Source organism: Bartonella sp. ML70XJBT.G (genome assembly GCF_028618575.1).
In the GTDB taxonomy this organism is placed as follows: Bacteria; Pseudomonadota; Alphaproteobacteria; order Rhizobiales; family Rhizobiaceae; genus Bartonella.
The window spans coordinates 1-17,801 of the sequence record NZ_JAQITA010000014.1; the positions used below are offsets into that span (position 1 = coordinate 1).

General features: G+C 39.9%; 11 protein-coding genes and 1 tRNA gene. 5 read left to right on the plus strand and 7 right to left on the minus strand.

Translation table 11 applies throughout. From position 1 onward, the window contains the following. Positions 1-2,764: autotransporter outer membrane beta-barrel domain-containing protein (locus tag PVV64_RS07280; RefSeq protein ID WP_273760442.1), on the minus strand; the 2,764-nt coding region annotated here is incomplete at its 3' end. Positions 2,765-3,475: 711 nt separating this feature from the next. Continuing rightward, positions 3,476-10,180, minus strand: a complete 6,705-nt coding sequence (locus PVV64_RS07285; RefSeq protein ID WP_273760214.1) for an autotransporter outer membrane beta-barrel domain-containing protein — start codon at positions 10,178-10,180, stop codon at positions 3,476-3,478. Positions 10,181-10,393: 213 nt separating this feature from the next. On the opposite strand from PVV64_RS07285, the gene PVV64_RS07290 reads away from it, so the two are divergent. The 5 genes from PVV64_RS07290 to PVV64_RS07310 all read left to right on the plus strand — a co-directional run bounded on the left by PVV64_RS07290 (position 10,394) and on the right by PVV64_RS07310 (position 14,231). After that, positions 10,394-11,329 carry a siderophore ABC transporter substrate-binding protein gene (locus tag PVV64_RS07290; protein WP_273760213.1) on the plus strand — a complete coding sequence of 312 codons (936 nt, stop codon included), beginning with the start codon at positions 10,394-10,396 and terminating at the stop codon, positions 11,327-11,329. 88 nt (positions 11,330-11,417) lie between these two features. Further along, the gene (locus PVV64_RS07295) at positions 11,418-12,374 is read left to right on the plus strand and encodes an iron chelate uptake ABC transporter family permease subunit (RefSeq protein ID WP_273760212.1); all 957 of its coding nucleotides are present in this window, start codon (positions 11,418-11,420) and stop codon (positions 12,372-12,374) included. Continuing rightward, positions 12,367-13,317: an iron chelate uptake ABC transporter family permease subunit gene (locus tag PVV64_RS07300; protein WP_273760211.1), complete on the plus strand. Its 951-nt coding sequence runs from the start codon at positions 12,367-12,369 to the stop codon at positions 13,315-13,317. The genes PVV64_RS07295 and PVV64_RS07300 overlap by 8 nt, the downstream gene beginning before the upstream one ends. Then, a complete protein-coding gene (locus tag PVV64_RS07305) occupies positions 13,314-14,072 on the plus strand; it encodes an ABC transporter ATP-binding protein (RefSeq protein WP_273760210.1) in 759 nt (252 codons plus the stop codon). The genes PVV64_RS07300 and PVV64_RS07305 overlap by 4 nt, the downstream gene beginning before the upstream one ends. 88 nt (positions 14,073-14,160) lie before the next feature. Beyond that, a tRNA-Gln gene (locus tag PVV64_RS07310) sits at positions 14,161-14,231 on the plus strand. A gap of 235 nt (positions 14,232-14,466) precedes the next feature. Here the strand turns inward: PVV64_RS07310 and PVV64_RS07315 are convergent. Genes PVV64_RS07315 through PVV64_RS07335 form a run of 5 tightly spaced genes read right to left on the minus strand, consistent with a single transcriptional unit; the run spans position 14,467 to position 17,768 of the window. Next, positions 14,467-15,957: a replicative DNA helicase gene (locus tag PVV64_RS07315; RefSeq protein ID WP_273760209.1), complete on the minus strand. Its 1,491-nt coding sequence runs from the start codon at positions 15,955-15,957 to the stop codon at positions 14,467-14,469. Continuing rightward, the gene (locus PVV64_RS07320) at positions 15,954-16,934 is read right to left on the minus strand and encodes a phage late control D family protein (RefSeq protein ID WP_273760244.1); all 981 of its coding nucleotides are present in this window, start codon (positions 16,932-16,934) and stop codon (positions 15,954-15,956) included. The genes PVV64_RS07315 and PVV64_RS07320 overlap by 4 nt, the downstream gene beginning before the upstream one ends. Beyond that, entirely contained in the window at positions 16,934-17,188 is a 255-nt protein-coding gene (locus PVV64_RS07325; protein ID WP_273760208.1) for a tail protein X, read from the minus strand. Before PVV64_RS07325 ends, PVV64_RS07320 begins: the two co-directional genes overlap by 1 nt. Further along, on the minus strand, positions 17,185-17,631 hold the full coding sequence (locus PVV64_RS07330) for a phage tail protein (RefSeq protein WP_208442478.1): 447 nt from the start codon (positions 17,629-17,631) through the stop codon (positions 17,185-17,187). The genes PVV64_RS07325 and PVV64_RS07330 overlap by 4 nt, the downstream gene beginning before the upstream one ends. A gap of 11 nt (positions 17,632-17,642) precedes the next feature. Next, positions 17,643-17,768 (minus strand): hypothetical protein, encoded by a 126-nt coding sequence (locus tag PVV64_RS07335; protein ID WP_273760443.1) that lies wholly within the window; start codon positions 17,766-17,768, stop codon positions 17,643-17,645. Positions 17,769-17,801 lie beyond the last annotated feature (33 nt).

Sequence of the window (17,801 nt, forward strand, 5' to 3'; positions counted from 1 at the left end):
ATTTACCCTTTAATGTTGCCGTCTTACCCCGTGCAAGGGTGTGAACATCTCCTTTAAACAGACCATAGGACAAAAGGCCATCCGCATAAAATCCTGTATCTCCCTGCATACCACCATATGCCGTAACTCCCCATCTATCAAATGTACTTTTTCGGCTTTGTTCAACATCAAGAGGCTGTAGAGAAAGTCTTTGGTAAGATCCAATAACTCCAAAAGAAGTCGCACCATAGGCATTTTCAAATGTTTGGAGCAAAACACCTGCATCAACGGCATTATAATCGATCTCACCTCCATAACCATATTCAAGCCGAGACAGGTTTGACCTATAACGGTGATTACCACCATAACCACGCACAAAGAACGCAGGATTGTCACGCCTTTCTAACATTCCACCAGAAACAATGCGCAAAGACTCTAACCACTTGTTTGTATGCGTAACATTCATCAAACCTGTATGGAATAAGGTATTTGGCAAGAGCAGATAAGTTGAAACTTGCGGAACAACAACCTTAGGACGAGGCTTTGGCTCTGGCTCTGGTTTGGGAGGGACCGGAGGCGTTGGAGAAGGTCCTGGTTCAGGTTCAGGCTCTGGTCTTGGAGGAGCTGGAGGAGAAGGTTCAGGTTTCATATATCCAGTTTCAAGGCGATAATCCCAAAAGTCCCCTGAACCTTTCACTAATCTCTGAGCAGGGTTCGCTTTTCCCAAATCAGATGTTGGACCATAACTATAAAGCTTATACTGATAAGGTAAACCGCTCAATGTAACATAATCACCATCTAACTTAAAAGAGTTTTGATTTGCTTCTCCAGAAACCTGAATGATGGAAATCCCTTGATCATTTCCCCCACTGCCCGTAGATCCTCCTAGACTTCCTGAAACAGCGCTCACATGAACTGTCGTTGTACCAGAAACATCACCATGAATTAAAAGACGGTCAGTCTGTTGCTTATTAATATCACCTCCTGCATCCAAGAAAGTATTAAAATAAATATGCCCACCATCCTGTACCTTATAAACATCATCAATGCCATTTCCAATGCGGAGTGTATGATAAATATAATCACTATCAGGCTTTGAGTTTGTAAACTTAATAGTACTATCATTCATAAGGCTTACAAGTGAAACAGATGAATCTCTTATAATCTCAGACTCCTGCTGATTTCTCTGTTTTTTGGATTGTAAAATCCACGCAGACTCGTTGCTTAAATAAAGTTCAGCATTAGAGCTCTCATCAACTTCACTACGGCCTTCAAGATCAGAAGCATCTGCTAAAACCATGATAGAAGCACCTTTTTCAACCTTTAACAATAAGCCCTCTGAATGAAGAGTACTCTGTAATAAACTGACAGCACCATTCGTTTCACCAGTACCATAAAGAGCTGTACCTCCTAAAACTGAAAACATTGTTCTACTTAAAGTAACAACATCCATTCTGGAGATAACTTCTTCCTTCAATAAACTTTCTTGATCATTGATGTTTTCCCACGGCTTACCTCCCTTAAAATATATACCATGAGCTCCATCACCTTCTACTGCAATAGAAGAAGATTCAACATTAATCTCAGACACAGTAAAATCAGACTCAGAATCTTTAGGTAAAGGAATCGAATTAGGAGTCTTGACAGTATTCTCTAATAATATGCCATGGATATTCATAGCATTAACAGTAACAGCTTTTAAATTAAGAGGACCACCGAAATCCGTATGTAACACCGCATGATTATTTAGATTTGTTTCCTTCCCCTTCCCAATAATCTTAACACCATCGAGACTTACTGCTGCCTCTAATGTGGCAGAAATCCCATGACCATTCATAAACTCAAGCGATCCACCACTCACATGAACTTCTGAACCACCATAACTATACACACTTGCTTTTTCACCTTTATCATCCGTTTTAATGTTCATATCTTTTAATGTAACATATGTAGGTTTACCTATCGCTTGAATAGCTGTTGCACTCTCACCAATAGTCCCACCATTTATATCAATGCTCCCATTACTAGCGTGGAGAGCTACCTTTGCATTATTTAGTTTGAAATTGGCTAAAGTAATTTCTCCCCCCTCTGATACAGACACACCACGTTCAAAAGATTTTTCTGCAACTTGACCACCGACAGTTATATTTTCCCCTTTTACTTTTGCAGATGCTTTTTTTACTGTTATAGCAATACGATTAGATGCAACCCCATCAATTTTCTCATCCGTAAACTGGTAAGATTTATCCTTAATTGTATCCGTTCCGCAACTATTGCATATATAATAAAATCCATCATATAGAGTAAGCTTACTTTCCTTCCCCGATCTGTCATATGTATAAATATACCTACCCTTATCCCTATCCCCACCTATTCCTTTAAGGGGCTTAGAGCTATTGCTTCCATTAAGTAAAATAGAACCAACATGAGGTGATTCACGGTCACCTTCTTCTCCAGAGAGAGAAGTTCCACGGCTCCCATTAAGATTACTATTACCTCCAATCATTGTACTCAAATTGCTATGAGGCTCAACATTACTAGATCCGCTTGAAATCTCTCTTGTAGGAAAAGTAGTGTATATACTAGATAAACTAGAAAGAGGTGAATTAGGGGGAACAGAACTAACACTGATCTTATAAGATGGATTTTTAGGAGTAACAGTAATTATATATCCACTCCCAGATTCCTCTGCATTGGCCCTAGCCACTACTCCATTTTGTAACAAAGAAATAATAGCCGTTGTGACAGTATATAAACACACACGATGTCTAAATATTTTAATCATAGTTCCCTCGAAACCTTCTTTCCCCTCTCATTGAAAACAAAAGCATTCGTAAAAACATCCCTCTGCACCCCTTAAAATACAAAAAGGTGTAACCAAAGGAACGCATCGACCGCTCATTTGAACCGTGTAATGAATGACCAAAACAAACTTGGCGGAAGCTCTATAGGTAACACAAAACTACCAATAAGAGAATGATTATTCAGTACAATTTATACGTGTATAATGCATTCTGTATTTCGTGTAAAGAAAAATAAAATCAGTGCGTGCAAATTAATGACAATTACAACCAAAAAATGTTTATTTAAAAATGATTAAAGATATATGCGTAAAAATATTGATCCAATTCGTAAAAAACGAATTCTAAAAAACACGTTTTAGCAAACATCAAACATGATAGTGGCTAAACAGATCAGCATAAAACGAAATTAAGATATCGTATTATAAACACTAAGCACCCGTATCTATTGTTGTGCTAGTGATGGAAGCATTCACCATTAAAGAAGTGACTAAAGAATACGTAGCAGGATTATGATTATCAGAAAAATTTATAAAAATTCATGTAAGCATAATAAAAATGCTTTCATGCAAAAAACGAAATATATTGTGCACTCATATTCCCAAAAGAAATTTTTTGATCGCCAAATATTGTTACAAAGAAAAAAGGCAGCACAGAGTGCTGCCTTTTCTAAAAAGTACGTACCGTACCTTATGTTAAAATTGATAACGTACTCCTCCGGAAAAACTTGTTCCAGAAAAACCAGCTTTATTGAGCTTATGTTGATAAGCAACGTCACCATGAAGAGAAAACGCTGAAGACAATTTAGCATTAAAGCCTAACCCAGCTTCTAAGGAAGAACCAAAAGCACCTAACTGGAAAGCATCTTTAAACTGCACAGATTTCTTTCCTTCAAAACCATGTACAAGATAAAGCTTACTATAAAAGGCTACAGCATCCACTCCTTCAGATCCCTTAGGAGTCTTTGTTACACGTCCACCAACACGTGCTACCCACTGATCAAGCTTTCCCATTTCAATGTCAAAACTGTCAATATCACGGGCTTTCTCAAACTGGAGATGCTGATAAACAACCTGAACTTGCGGATCAACGACAAATCCTTCATATCCCGTTGCAATTGTCTGACCACCTGTCAAGGAAACACTTAAAGGATGCCCCTTCAATGTTGCTGTCTTGCCCCGTGCAAGAGTAAGAACATCACCTTTGAGCAGACCATAGGACAAGAGACCATCTACATAGAAGCCCGCATCATGCTGCATACTACCATATGCTGTAGCTGTCCATTTATCAAATGCACTTTCTTGGCTTTGTTCAACATCTACAGGTTGTAGGGAAAGTTTTCCATAAGATCCCAGAACTCCAAAGGATAGAGCACTGTCAGTATTCTCAATTGTTTGCAACAAAACACCCGCCTCTACACCCTTATAGTTAAGATCACCTTTGTAACCATACTCAAGTGCAGACAGATCTGAAGTGTAACGGTAACTTCCACCATATCCACGCAAATATAAAGCAGGATTTTCACGAACCTCTACCATTCCATTGTAAGTAGCTCGTAATGCTTCCAACTGCTTACTTTGGTTATTTACATCCATCAAGCCGGCATGGAATACACTATTTGGCAAGAGCAAATAAGTTGGAACTTGTGGAACAACAGACCTGACAAATTGTTCAGGAAAACCAGATGCAAGTGTAGGAAGAGTAGACTTAACATACTGATTTTCTAAACGGAAGTTCCAGAATTCCCCACCATCCTTAATAAATTTCTGCTCAACATGCTCCTGTTTTGCAGTCGCTTTTGGGCTGTAAGAACGAAGAGTATACTTGTAAGGTGAATTCTGCAGTGCAACATAATTACCACCCAGTTGGAAAGAGTCCTTTGCTGCTGTTCCATAAACCTGAATGACTGAAACACTATGAGGAATCTTAGCATGCTCCTTATTGGCTATATTTTCCGAAAGTCCCTGCACATGTACTATCGTTTTTCCAGCAACATCACCACGAATGACAAGCCTATCTGTCACTTGTGCACCACTTGGATCGTTAGGGCTTAAATGTGCGTTGAGATGAATTGAAGCATCACCTCCTGCTCTGTAGACAATACCTTTACCCTCTCCAATGTGAAGTGTTTGATATTTCTCTTCAGATTTCGGAGCTAAAAACTTCATACGACTATTTACAAGACTTAAAGATGAGATACATGAATCCACACATTCTGAATTTTGTTCATCAATCTTATGTGCACTTCTTGTAAGAATCCACGCTGATTTATTGGTCAAATCTAATTTTGCATAAGAACCTTTACCAACGCGCGCACTACCTACAACAACAGAGTTGTCAAGCGAAGCTTGTATACTAGAATTATTCTCAGCGCTCAACAGCACATCACCAGCAAGAATTGTCTCCTTTTCTAATGAAATCTGTCCATTAGAGTTATTAGCATAAACAGCTATACCATTTGCAACTTCAAAGTTCGTTTTTTTCAATGAAATTGCCCCTGTTACATGTATAGGTGTTTCTTCCTGTTGGAATACAGCATTGGGTTTAACAACACTTACTTTCTCAATAGCACCAGCTTTCTCTGAAGCCTTATTTTGATTCTGCTGCTGATCTTCTTTTTGTTTTGTTCCATCAAAATATATGCCATGGCTACCATTGCCTTCTACTTTAACGGTAGAAAACTCGATATTCGCACGATTTAAAGAAGGACGAACGTCAGAAGATCTTCTTCTCCTAGAAGTTCCCACTTCAAAAGCATCACCATTTTCTTTAACCCACAAAGCAGTGGCATCAGTAGAAACAGTCCCATTCTTCAAATCAACAGAGCCATTATTATTCAACAGAATAGCAGCACGCTCAACCTTCTTTGCAGAATCTGACGTTCCTGCTTGTTTCTTCACAGTAATATTAACCTTGTCTAAATTAACATTACCTCCTGATTCTGATCTCACTGCCGTTCCACCTGTAACACTAATAGAACCAGAATCCATTGTTATTTCACCGCCTTGACTAGCCAGACCAGCAACAGCCGAATCCGCCATCACATTAATTTTTGTATCCTTTAAATTAATAGATGATCCAGAATCAACCAAAGCGCCTACATAATTAGCATTGACTGTTCCTTCAATGACTTTAACTTTTCCACCCTTTTGTGCTTCAAGCCCAATCGAAGAAGATTGAATTGTTGATTTCTTATCCAAAACAATTTCTGCTTTTTCTTCCGCAAGCACAGCACTCACAGGATTACCGCTACCAGCCTCAGAACCAATAATGGTAGCAGCTTCTAATGTAATAACGGTATTCTGTTGTTTTGCATGCATAGAACGCTGAGTCGCACCACTTGCTTTCAATGTAACACTTGTCATTGTATACGATTTGCCATCACTGCACGAATAAGCAACTTGCTGTTTTTCCGCTCCATTGCCTTGTAAGTTATCACACTGAGAAGACACTTTGTTTTGCCCAACACCATTGACAGGTACATCAGTAGATACAGCACCAGATGACTGTGGGATGGTAGATACTGAATGAGAAGAAACAGTAGACGAACTAACATCAGATGTTTTAGCATCTCCAGTCGAAAGTAGAGTACGTCCTACAGGTTTATCCTCCTTCTTAGGTACAGCCACTTTTTTCTTAAGATCAGTAGAACCAACAGACGTAGTAGCATCCTTAGGCACGCCAGCACTCTTACTAGCAGTAGATGTTACCCCCTCAGAACTCTTTGATCCCGTAGATTGAGGTGCAGAAGGTGTAACAGCCTGAGTAGACGTCTGTTCAGTTTTCTTAGACGAAACAGAAATAGTAGAACCACGTCTTCCAGGACCCGAACTACCAGAAACATTTATAATAGATGCAGCAGACCCAGAACCTAAATTCACACGCAAACCACCTACGTCAGACCTCGCACGCGCAGAAGATGGAACAATCTGCCTAGGTACATTTTTAGTTTCCTCTGAAGGAATAGAAGCAGATACAGGAGCCCCTGTAGAGGAAGGAAGTGCATTACGCTCTTCTTCATTCTGATTAACATCTCCTGCTGAGCCAGTAAGAGGAGGAATACTCAAAGTTCCATCGCTCTCATCTCCTGTGTTCGAAGTCAATCCACCTGTACCTAAATCATATGTATAAACTAAAGCATTTGTAGTAAGATCACCACCCACTATATTATCATCATATTCATCATCATCATATCCATCATATCCATCATCATATTCTCCATAGTTTATATCATATTCTACTTCATTCTGATTAGCTCCCCCAGTTGAGCTAGAAAGAAGAGAAACACCTACATCATCGCCTGCGTTCAGAATAGATTCACCTGTACCTACACCATATGTATAGACTCCAGTGCCTGTAGTAAGATCACCATCTACTATATAATATCCTGTATCATCTATATTATACTCTGCTTCATTCTGATTAGCGTCCCCAGTTGAGCTAGAAAGAAGAGAAATACTTAAACTTTCACCGCTATTATCTGTTGTTTGCAGCTGATTAACGTTTTCACTTGAGGTAGGAAAAGAAGACATACTTAAAGTCGTACCATTCCTTCCCGTTGTTTCTGATAACGGAGTAGGTAGAACAGGCACTTCAGAAGTAGACGTTGGATACCCTAAATCCGCATCATGACCATCTATTTCAGACACCAACGACAGAGAATCCTCTACTTGATAACGCTGGAGATACTGGCGAACCAAGTCTTCACTTAGAGTATCATCCTCATCTCTATCGGTTAGGCTACCCGTCTCAGAATCGATCGAAAGCAAAGAACGTCCCATTCCCGAAGACTGAAGAACTTGTAAATCATCCTCCTCTTCCTCTAAATCAAATTCCAAGCCCTCATAATCCTCAACACCTTCAAGATAGCTATAATCATAACCTATCACGTCTCCCTGTGCATTAAAAAGCACAGAAGGACTAGGATATACATCATTTGGAAGCAGTTTCAAACTCAAAAGCTTATCCGCAAATGCAGAATCTGGTACACCATGCGGAGAAAAATCGTAACCCATATATTTGTCTAACGCTATGTGTGAGGCAGTAGGATGGGCAGGGGGGACATATTGTCCTTGAGCATTTTGTTTTTTTCCTTCTAAACGGAAATCCCAAACATCTCCTGAAAGACCTACACCAAAATTCTGCATTCCCGGAGCAACCTCTGGACCATAAGCACGAAGAATATACTGATAAGGAGAACCATCCAACGTAATATACTCGCTTTCTAGCTTAAATGCCCCTTTCTGTGTATTTCCATAAACTTGGATAATTGGAATACTACGATATTGATCTTTGTGTTCTCCATTTGCAACTGCGTTTTGAGGTTTCTGTCTATTTACAGCACTATACATATGCTGGTTGTTTATATACACCGTAGTTATTCCCAAAACATTACCATGAATCAAAATTCTATCAGATATTTGCTCATTACGAGAATCTTTAGACAACGGTTCTAGACTTACATTCAAATAAATCTTGTTTGAATTCCCAGAGGATACATAAACATTACCCTTCCCATCTCCGATTCGAAGTGTTTGATAATCTTTTTTCCCATTCTCCGGAGGTATAAATCCAATAGAACTACCTTTAGAATTAGATGCAGAATCAGTCACAAGAGTAAGAGCGGAAACACACGAATCTACACAATTCATCCCCGAAGATTTCCAACCTTTACTTTTTTCTAAATGCCATTCTGATTCCGATAATTTAAGCTCAGCACGTGCATCCTTATCAACATGAGCAGCACCTCTTAGTGTAGCTTTATGAGCTAAAACCGTCAAATCAAAACCAGAAGCTGCTTTCAATAACAAACTCCCAGAAAGTTTCGATTGCTCCCCTAAAATAACTTTCCCCTTAGAATCCTTACCATAAATAGCTATACCCTCTGGAACATTAAGAGTAGTTGCTTTCAAAAAAACGCTACGTGTAGAATCCTTACGTGCTGGAGGACGTGCTGGAGGACGTGCTGGAGGACGTGCTGGAGATAAACTAGATAGTGGCGACAAATGATTGGAAGGAGATAAGATATCACTTGATTTTTCCAACATTTTCTTATCAAAATATATACCGTAAGAGTCCTTACCATTTACTATAATATTTGACTCTTTCATACTAGCAAACAATTTCAAGGATACTGAACCAATCTCGTTCTCGTTATGTTTTTGCACCACACTGGCAGCATCACCAAGAGAATCAATATCTGGTAAAGAGCCCTGAGCCTTATCATCGATCTGAGGAACAAAAGCATAATCCCCATTCTTAGAAAAACTACCCTTAACATTATCAAGATCCCTGCGGAATGCTGAAAAAGATTCATCAGTCAACCATAAGACAGCAACATTAGAACCACTAAACTTTCCTTGATTGAATGAAACAAAGCCTCCCTTCGACAAAAAACCTATAGCGTCTGGTCCTTCTTTCTCTTCACCATCCTCCCTTTCATACGACTTAACCTTAATACCAACCCCCTCGAGTACAACAGAGCTATAATCCTCCGATATGGCTCCTATTCCCCCTTGTGCAAAAGTAATAGTCCCAGATTTCATCTTGATTCCAGATAAAGCAAGACTATGAAGACCGTTACTATATCCACTGTCTTTACTCACATCGATAACTGTCCTCTCCAAAAAAATAGAAGATTCAGAAACAGCCAAAGCACCTATATGAGCTCCTTCTATTTTCCCTCCCTTCATGACAATTTTACCACCATCTTGAGCTTCAAGCCCAGCAACAAAATTTTTAATCCTTGAGTTATTTAATACAGCCTTTCCAGCCGTTCCAGTAAATATAGCGCTTCCAAATCCCCTCTCCATTGAAGCACGATGAGCACGCTGCGCAGATGAATACTTACCTTCAATAGACATATTGTACAAATCAACTTCTGTCTTTCCATTCTGTATGGCTATAGACAAGTCCTGAAGATCATTCAAATTCTGGAAACTCGTTATATTCCCTATCACTTGCACAGCATTATCACCATAGCTCTTCACTTGAATACCACCAAATTTTACCTGATGCTTTCTTCCATCCTGACAGATAATAGGTGAATTATCGTCCTTATAATTCTGAGCATTACAAGTATATGATCTTCCGTTATATAATCTTTCGTTGCCCTGCGAGCTCTTATTCTGAGGCTGCACAATCCTCGCACCCGGCAAAGCTTGCGGAGAAGAAGCGCTCTTCATGACTGAACTACGTACAGGACTTGGATAAGAAGAATATTGTATTCCTTGCCTCCCGTACAAATAGCCTGGGGACAAACTATTTGATTGGAAATCGTATGATAAATCGTTTCCTTGCAGAACTCCGTTTCCCACAGAAATATCCACACTTTGTAAAAAGAAGAGAGCACTCGTTGTCAGTGCGCACAAACGTGCGCGATTTTTAACTACATTGATCATATGTCAAACTTTCTAAATATAACTTGCAAAAGCACTAGAATTAAGTGAAAATAAGATAAGTGCACGTTTTGTAACATACATTAGTCTATTTTACAACATATCGCATCTTATTATAGTACTATTTTGTGCATAATTTTGTACATAAAAATGTCTAAGTTAAGTTTTTAAGTGTGTAAACCCTTAAATATTTTGTGAAATAAAGGATAAATAACTATGATAAAATATCTGAAATGGGTAGCTTCCATTTTTGTTGTTGCAATGAGCTTTGCAACATTTGCATGGGCGGGGGTGAGTATTGATGCAAATATAACAGTTGATCATGTTTCAGGCACAACTTCTGTTCCCACCTCTCCACAAAAGGTTATTGTATTTGATATTGCCTCGCTTGATAATATGAATCGCCTTGGTATCAAAGCTGTGATCGGTATTCCTGAAGGAAAGAAACCTTCCTATTTACAGCAGTTTAATGATGCAAAATATGAAAAAATTGGCTCCCTTTTTGAACCTGATTATGAAAAAATTGCTGCCCTTCAACCTGATTTAATTATTATTTCCTCGAGAACTCAAGCCAAATATAAAGATTTATCTAAAATCGCTCCAACCATTGATCTAACCGTAGGAAATGAAAATTCTCTTGGAGATATTGAACGGAATGTGTCTATCCTTGGAAAAATTTTTGGCAAAGAAAAAGAAGCAGACGAAGAGATTGCCAAGCTCAATGCAAATTTAGCAGAAGTTCGTAAAAATACGCAAGGAAAAGGTACAGGACTTGTCCTTATGACCTCTGGTGGTAAAATCAGTGCTTTGGGTCCAAAGTCACGTTTTGATATTATTCATTCAGCATTTGGAATTGCTCCTGCAACCGATAAACTCACAGTACAAAAACATGGACAGCTCATTTCCCCTGAGTTTATTCTTGAAACCAATCCTGACTGGTTGTTGGTTATTGATCGGGATGCAGCAATTGGACGGGAAGGTCAATCTGCAGCACAATTGCTTGACAATGAACTTGTTCATCGTACAACAGCTGGCAAACAAAAACAGATTATTTATTTAGACTCTTGGAGCTGGTATCGCGCAGCTGGTGGTCTAACTGGGCTTAATGAGGCAGCACAACAAATCAATGAAGCTTTTACAAAAAACAAATAAGCGTAAAATAACTTGCGTGCTGTCGCAATAAAATTTAAGAGCAAAGGCTGTTTAATAACAGCCTTTTTTTGTTAGAAAATGATTTAACGTGAAAAATTATTGGATCATCATAACGATTCTTATTCTTCTGTCTATTCTCAGCATTTTTGTTGGTTATTCCGATGTGACACCTTCTGACCTCTTATCAAGCAATCCACATGCCTGGCTTATTTTCTGGCAAACCCGTCTTCCTCGTACAATTGCAGTGCTGCTAACAGGTGCAGCACTTGCACTCTCTGGCATGATTATGCAACTGCTTGCACGAAATCGCTTTGTTGAACCATCTACCGCTGGAACCGTTGAATCCGCGTCCCTTGGCATTCTTTTTGTCATGATTTTTCTGCCCGATATTCCTGTTTTAGGGAAAATGATGATCGCGACAATTTTTGCCATGACCGGTACACTGCTTTTTATGTTTTTATTGCGTCAAATTCCTTTCAAATCTGCTCTCATGGTACCATTGGTCGGAATTATGCTAGGTTATGTTATTGGCTCCCTCACCAACGCCATTGCTGATTATGAAATGTTGCTTCCCTCTCTTCAAGGCTATTTATTTGGCAGTTTTGCAATGATTTTGGAGGGAAAATATGAACTTTTATGGTTCTCTTTTCCCCTCTGCATTTTTGCCTATTTCACGGCTGATCGCTTTACCGTTGCTGGTTTGGGAGAGGACTTAACCAATAATCTTGGACTCAATTATCGTGCTGTTATGTTTTTGGGTCTCTTTATTGTTGCATCAATTACTGCGGTTATTGTCTGTACAGTTGGTCGAATTCCTTTCGTTGGATTGATTATTCCAAATCTTGTTTCAAGTTTCATGGGCGATAATATGCGCCATACTGCTCCTTGGGTAGCAATTAGCGGTGCAGGATTGGTTTTAATTTGTGATCTTTTAGGGCGAATAATTCACCCTTCCTTAGAGATACCCATCAGTACTATGATGGGCGTTATCGGGAGTTTTATTTTTATTATACTGCTGTTACGCTGGAGAAAGCGTCTTGGATAAAAAGAAAAAAACAACGTTTGTATTGTCAACGCTTATCTTGATGGCATGCACCGTAACGTGTCTTTACATGACATGGAATGTCAACATCCACACTTGGTCATTCCGACTCACAAAACTTATCTCTCTTCTTCTTATTGCCTATACGATTACCGTTTCTACTATTTTATTTCAAACAGTGGTCAATAACCGTCTGCTTACGCCTTCAATTATGGGGTTTGATCAGCTTTATATTTTAATTAAAACCACCACGATTTATTTTGTAGGCTCTCTTTCTTTACCCTTTTTAAACGAAGAAGGACAGTTGATTTTTGAAACTTTCATTCTCATTCTCTTTTCCATAAGCCTTTTCCGCTGGTTATTTTCAGGGAGTCTAAAAGGACTTCATCTAACACTCTTGATTGGTGTTATTTTAGGTGGCTTTTTTTTCAGTTTACGTATGTTCATGCAATTGCAACTCAATCCGGACCAAATGATGAATTTAACGGATATTATGTTTGCAAATTTTAATAAATTCAATACGTCATTAATCGGCTTTGCTACTGTCATTGTCTTCATTGTGAGTCTGATTGGTTGGCGTTCACGGCACCTGCTTGATGTACTTGCTTTGGGACGCGAAAATGTGCTCAATCTTGGCGTGGATTATCGCAAAAGCGCTACAGCTATTCTGATTTTTGTTTCTATTCTCGTATCCATTTCCACAACACTGGTAGGACCCGTAACTTTTTTTGGCTTGTTAGTTGCCAACCTTGCTTATGAAATTTCCCCTCAGGTGAAACACGGTGTTGTGATGCCTACTGCAATATTATTGGCGATTATTTGTCTGGTTGGTGGACAATTTATTTTAGAACAAATTTTTCATATGGCAGGACGTTTAAGTTTTATTATTGAATTTTGTGGTGGTGTTGTCTTCTTAACCTTACTGATGAAGGGAAAACTAAAATGATTGAAATCAATCATCTTTCCAAATCTTATGGAGCAAGGTTGATTATCGATGATTTGTGCCTTCGTCTTTCCAAAGGGGGGATTATTTCTCTCATTGGTCCCAATGGTTCTGGAAAGTCCACGCTTTTGATGCTGATAAGGCGTCTTTTACCATGCCAGAATGGTACAATTCATATTGACGGCTGTGATATTGATAAAATGCCTCACGATATTTTAGCTCAAAAACTCTCAATCCTGCGTCAAGAGAATCCTTTATCCTTTCGTCTTACCGTGTATGATTTAGTCAGTTTTGGACGCTATCCATACTCAAAAGGCTGGTATAATAAGGAAGATAAACAATTTATTGACAGTGCACTTCGCTATCTTGGTTTACAAGACCTAAAAGACTGTTTTTTAGATGAACTTTCTGGCGGACAGCGTCAACGTGCTTTTATTGCAATGGTCATCTGTCAAGACACCGATTATCTCCTATTAGATGAACCCTTGAACAATCTGGATATGAAACATGCCGTTGCTATGATGAAACAGTTACGCCGTACAGCCGATGAACTCAAAAAAACCATTCTCATTGTTATGCATGACATTAATTTTGCATCGTCGTATTCAGATATGATTGTTGCCCTTAAAAAGGGCAAAGCAGCCTATTGCGGAACACCACAAGAAATTATGCAGCCAGAAATCCTTAAAGAAATTTATGATATGGATATTCAGATTGAAACAATCAATGACATTCCTATCGCCTTTTATTATCGATAAATCCCTCTTACTTATTCATAGTTAGAAAGATTGTTTTTTCTCCTTGCCTGCACACTAAAATCTGCTAAAAGTGGCGGCATTAGCTTATTGGGGAATAGTTTAATGGTAGAACAGCGGACTCTGACTCCGTCAATCTTGGTTCGAATCCAAGTTCCCCAGCTGTAGCTTGCCAGCAGTGTAGCTTGCCAGCAGGTTGTAGCTTGCCAGTGTAGCTTGCCAGCAGGTTTTGTATATTTTGACACTAGGTTTTGTACCAATTTATTTTGTTTCACATGATTTTTAAGTGGTTCTCAAAGGGTCTTCAAAGACCTTTCAAAGGTTGTTTTAAGATTCGTCATTTTTTGTGAGAATCTATGGGATTTTGCTTCTCAATCATCGGATCATTATTTTGAGCTCAAGCGGATATTTCTGGAAAGTTGTCGTTATCCGTTAGGTCACTAAAGCATGTAAAGTCAGATTGGAAAGCCAAAGGGACGATTCCTGTTGGTCCATGGCGTTGTTTGGCTATGATAACCTCGGCTTTGCCCTTAGCTTGCTCCATTGCCTCTTTCCATTTGTGATACTCAGGAGCGCCTTCTTTTTGTTCTTCATTTTTGAGATAATATTCTTCACGATAAACAAACAACACAATATCGGCATCTTGCTCGATTGAACCTGATTCACGTAAATCGGAAAGTTGTGGACGTTTATCTGTTCGGTTTTCAACTTGTCGCGATAATTGCGAAAGCGCAATGATGGGAATATTGAGTTCCTTTGCAAGTGCTTTAAGACCCATAGTAATGGCTGTAATTTCTTGAACGCGGTTTTCAGAAGAACGCTTTGAACCGCTTGTCATCAGTTGGATATAATCAATGATCAAAACATCTAGACCATGTTGTCGTTTAAGACGCCTTGCACGGGCGGACAATTGTGCAAGGGATACAGCACCCGTTTGATCAATATAAAGAGGGATTGTTTGTAAGGAACGCATTGCGTAAATGATGTTGGTAAATTGCTCTTCTGAGATATTACCACGACGCATATCAGAAGAAGAAACCTTTGTTTGTTCTGAGATAATACGGGTTGCAAGCTGTTCTGTTGACATTTCAAGAGAGAAGAAACCGACAATCCCCCCTTCATTTTCTTGTGTTTTGTTATCACGCTTACAAGCATTGGCAATATTAAAAGCAATATTGGTCGCCAGAGAGGTTTTCCCCATCCCAGGGCGCCCTGCTAGAATAATCAAATCAGATGGTTGCAACCCGCCCATTTTCTCATCAAGGGTTTTAATATGGGTTGCCATTCCAGAAAGCTGTGAGGAACGCTTTTTTGCAGCGCTTGCCATGTTGAGTGCTTTTGCAATGGCTGTATCAAAGTTTTCAAAACCAGCTCCATATTTGCCTTTCTCTGCCAATTCAAACAACTGATTTTCAATCGCTTCAATTTGTTGCGAAGGGGCAAGTTCTAGGGGAGTATCAAAAGAACTATTCACAATTTGAGTGCCAAGGTTAATTAAAGAACGCCGAATAAACAGATCATAAATAACCTGTCCATAATCTTGAGTATTGATGATTGTGACAGCTTCTTTGGCTAAACGAACAACATAATTAAAGACTGTGATATCTCCAATTTTCTCATCATTTGCAATAAAGAGCTTCATGGTAATCGGATCTGCAACTTTTCCCTTTTGAACAATTTGTAAGATGATATTAAAAAGCCTTTGATGCAAGGCTTCAAAAAAATGTTCTGGTTTGAGAAAATCAGAAACGCTCTCAAGAGCATCATTATTGATCATGATGGCCCCGAGCAACGCTTGTTCTGCTTCAATATTATGGGGAAGTTGCCGAAAAGAAGGGGCAAAATTGTCTCTTGGGTTTTCTGTTTCTAACACATTTAATTTTCTCATACCTCTTTTCCCTTCTCTGGTGCCTCAAAGGTGATTTCTGTGATGTATCCGCTTTGCTTTTCATAGCGATGGGTCACGGTTGCAGCCTTCCATGGGCCATTGATTTCGCCTCGAAACCCTTGCAGGAGAAGCGGTTGACCCGCCATGATTTCAGGGCGCCCCTCTAGGGTCAAAGAACCGCTGCCTATAGCACGGCAAAGCCTGTCTGATTCGGAGGCACAAGCTGCCTGTGCTTCTTCTTTACAAATGTAACAACCACGCAGACGCCGCACGGGACCGCTAAAACCTGTCTGATGCTTGACAGACAATTGTTGCCCTTTTGTGCGATCAAAATAAGCAGCTTCAATGGTGCCATATTGGGTGCGTGGCTCGAGGGTAAATTCCCAGTTGGAACAATCGTGTTTATAGATGTCGAGTGTTGGTAAGTTATCGCCGCTTAAAAATAAAAACTTATTGTCCTTGATTAAAAAACGTGCCTGCATGCGGTCAGCAAGGCGGGTTAAAAAATCAACGGCCGATTGATCGGTGCGCACCACATAAGGCAAGGTTTGTTTGGTGAACTGAGGACTAACCTTTGCTTGATAACCATGCCGTTTGGCAAGGGTCTCAATAATCTCAGCAATGGTTTTGTGGTCAAAATGTTCACTGTCTTGTTCTTTGATCTCCGCACGCATGGAAGCGCTTTTGCCGCAAAGGCGCAAGATTTCTCCATCACTGCCCCCACAACTTACAACCGACTCCACAACAAAACACCCCATAAAGGCACGGATGCTGTTCTCATAGCCAAAGATCACCTGTAGTGCACTGTTGCTCGAGGGAACCTCTAAATCATTGCCACACTCATCAAACTCTGCTTCAAATGTATCGGCTTCATTACCGGCATGATCTGTGATGGTTGCGGTTAAAAGACGCTGGTAAAAAACCTCATGAACAGGTTTTTCTCCCACCTTAACCACAATAAAAGGGTGTGTGCGCATTAATCCCATAACCGTTTCACCATACTTTGGGGATTGTGAAGTGCGAATTCAGGCAAAATGACCGTTAAGCCTCGTGGTAAAATTGGACCATATTTGGCAATCTCTGGATTGGCTTCCAATGTGGCTTCACAATAGCCGTTTAATAACCCAACTTGAGAACGGTCCCCTAACACAGCCATGGCATGTTGAAAGCAGAGGAGATCGAGACTCATATCCTCCAGCTCTACAACAACACGCTTTTCTGGTATCTTCATAGAGTTTGCCCCACTTGGATTTGTCCTTGCGGTTTTCCGCCATTAAAAAAGGGTAAGAGACTGATGGAATAGCGGATACGCTGGGATTGACCGGAGCGACTGATAAAGTCGTGGTCTTTCGTGATACTGGTGATCACCACGGGTCCATGGAGAAGGACACTATAGGTGGTATCATTGATCCAACGAAGCATCTGGACCGGCTTTGCTCTTTTGATCGTTGTGGTGATGGCATCAATGGCAACCCGGTCACCAAATTCTTCTGGAAACCAAACGCCATGAATGGTTTTGGGATCATTGCCATAGCCAGTAAATTGCAAACTAGGCGACCTGCCAAAACGCTCCATAGAAACCCATGAGGCAGAGAATTCCTCTTCAAAAGATTGGAAATTAAGCCAGTCCACATAAAATTGATGTGGACCTAACATCATCAAAGGATCTTGCATGCTCCCTCCCATTATTCTATTCCCTCATGCAATGCATTAGCGCGTGCCCGTTGAATGGCGTGAGTAACCGCACGACCAGTGGTAATGGGATCACGTGCGCCATTGACATGCACCGTAACATTTTGAGTGCGATACATAAGTTTGTGTGTCCCTCCCCTCATTGCCTTCCT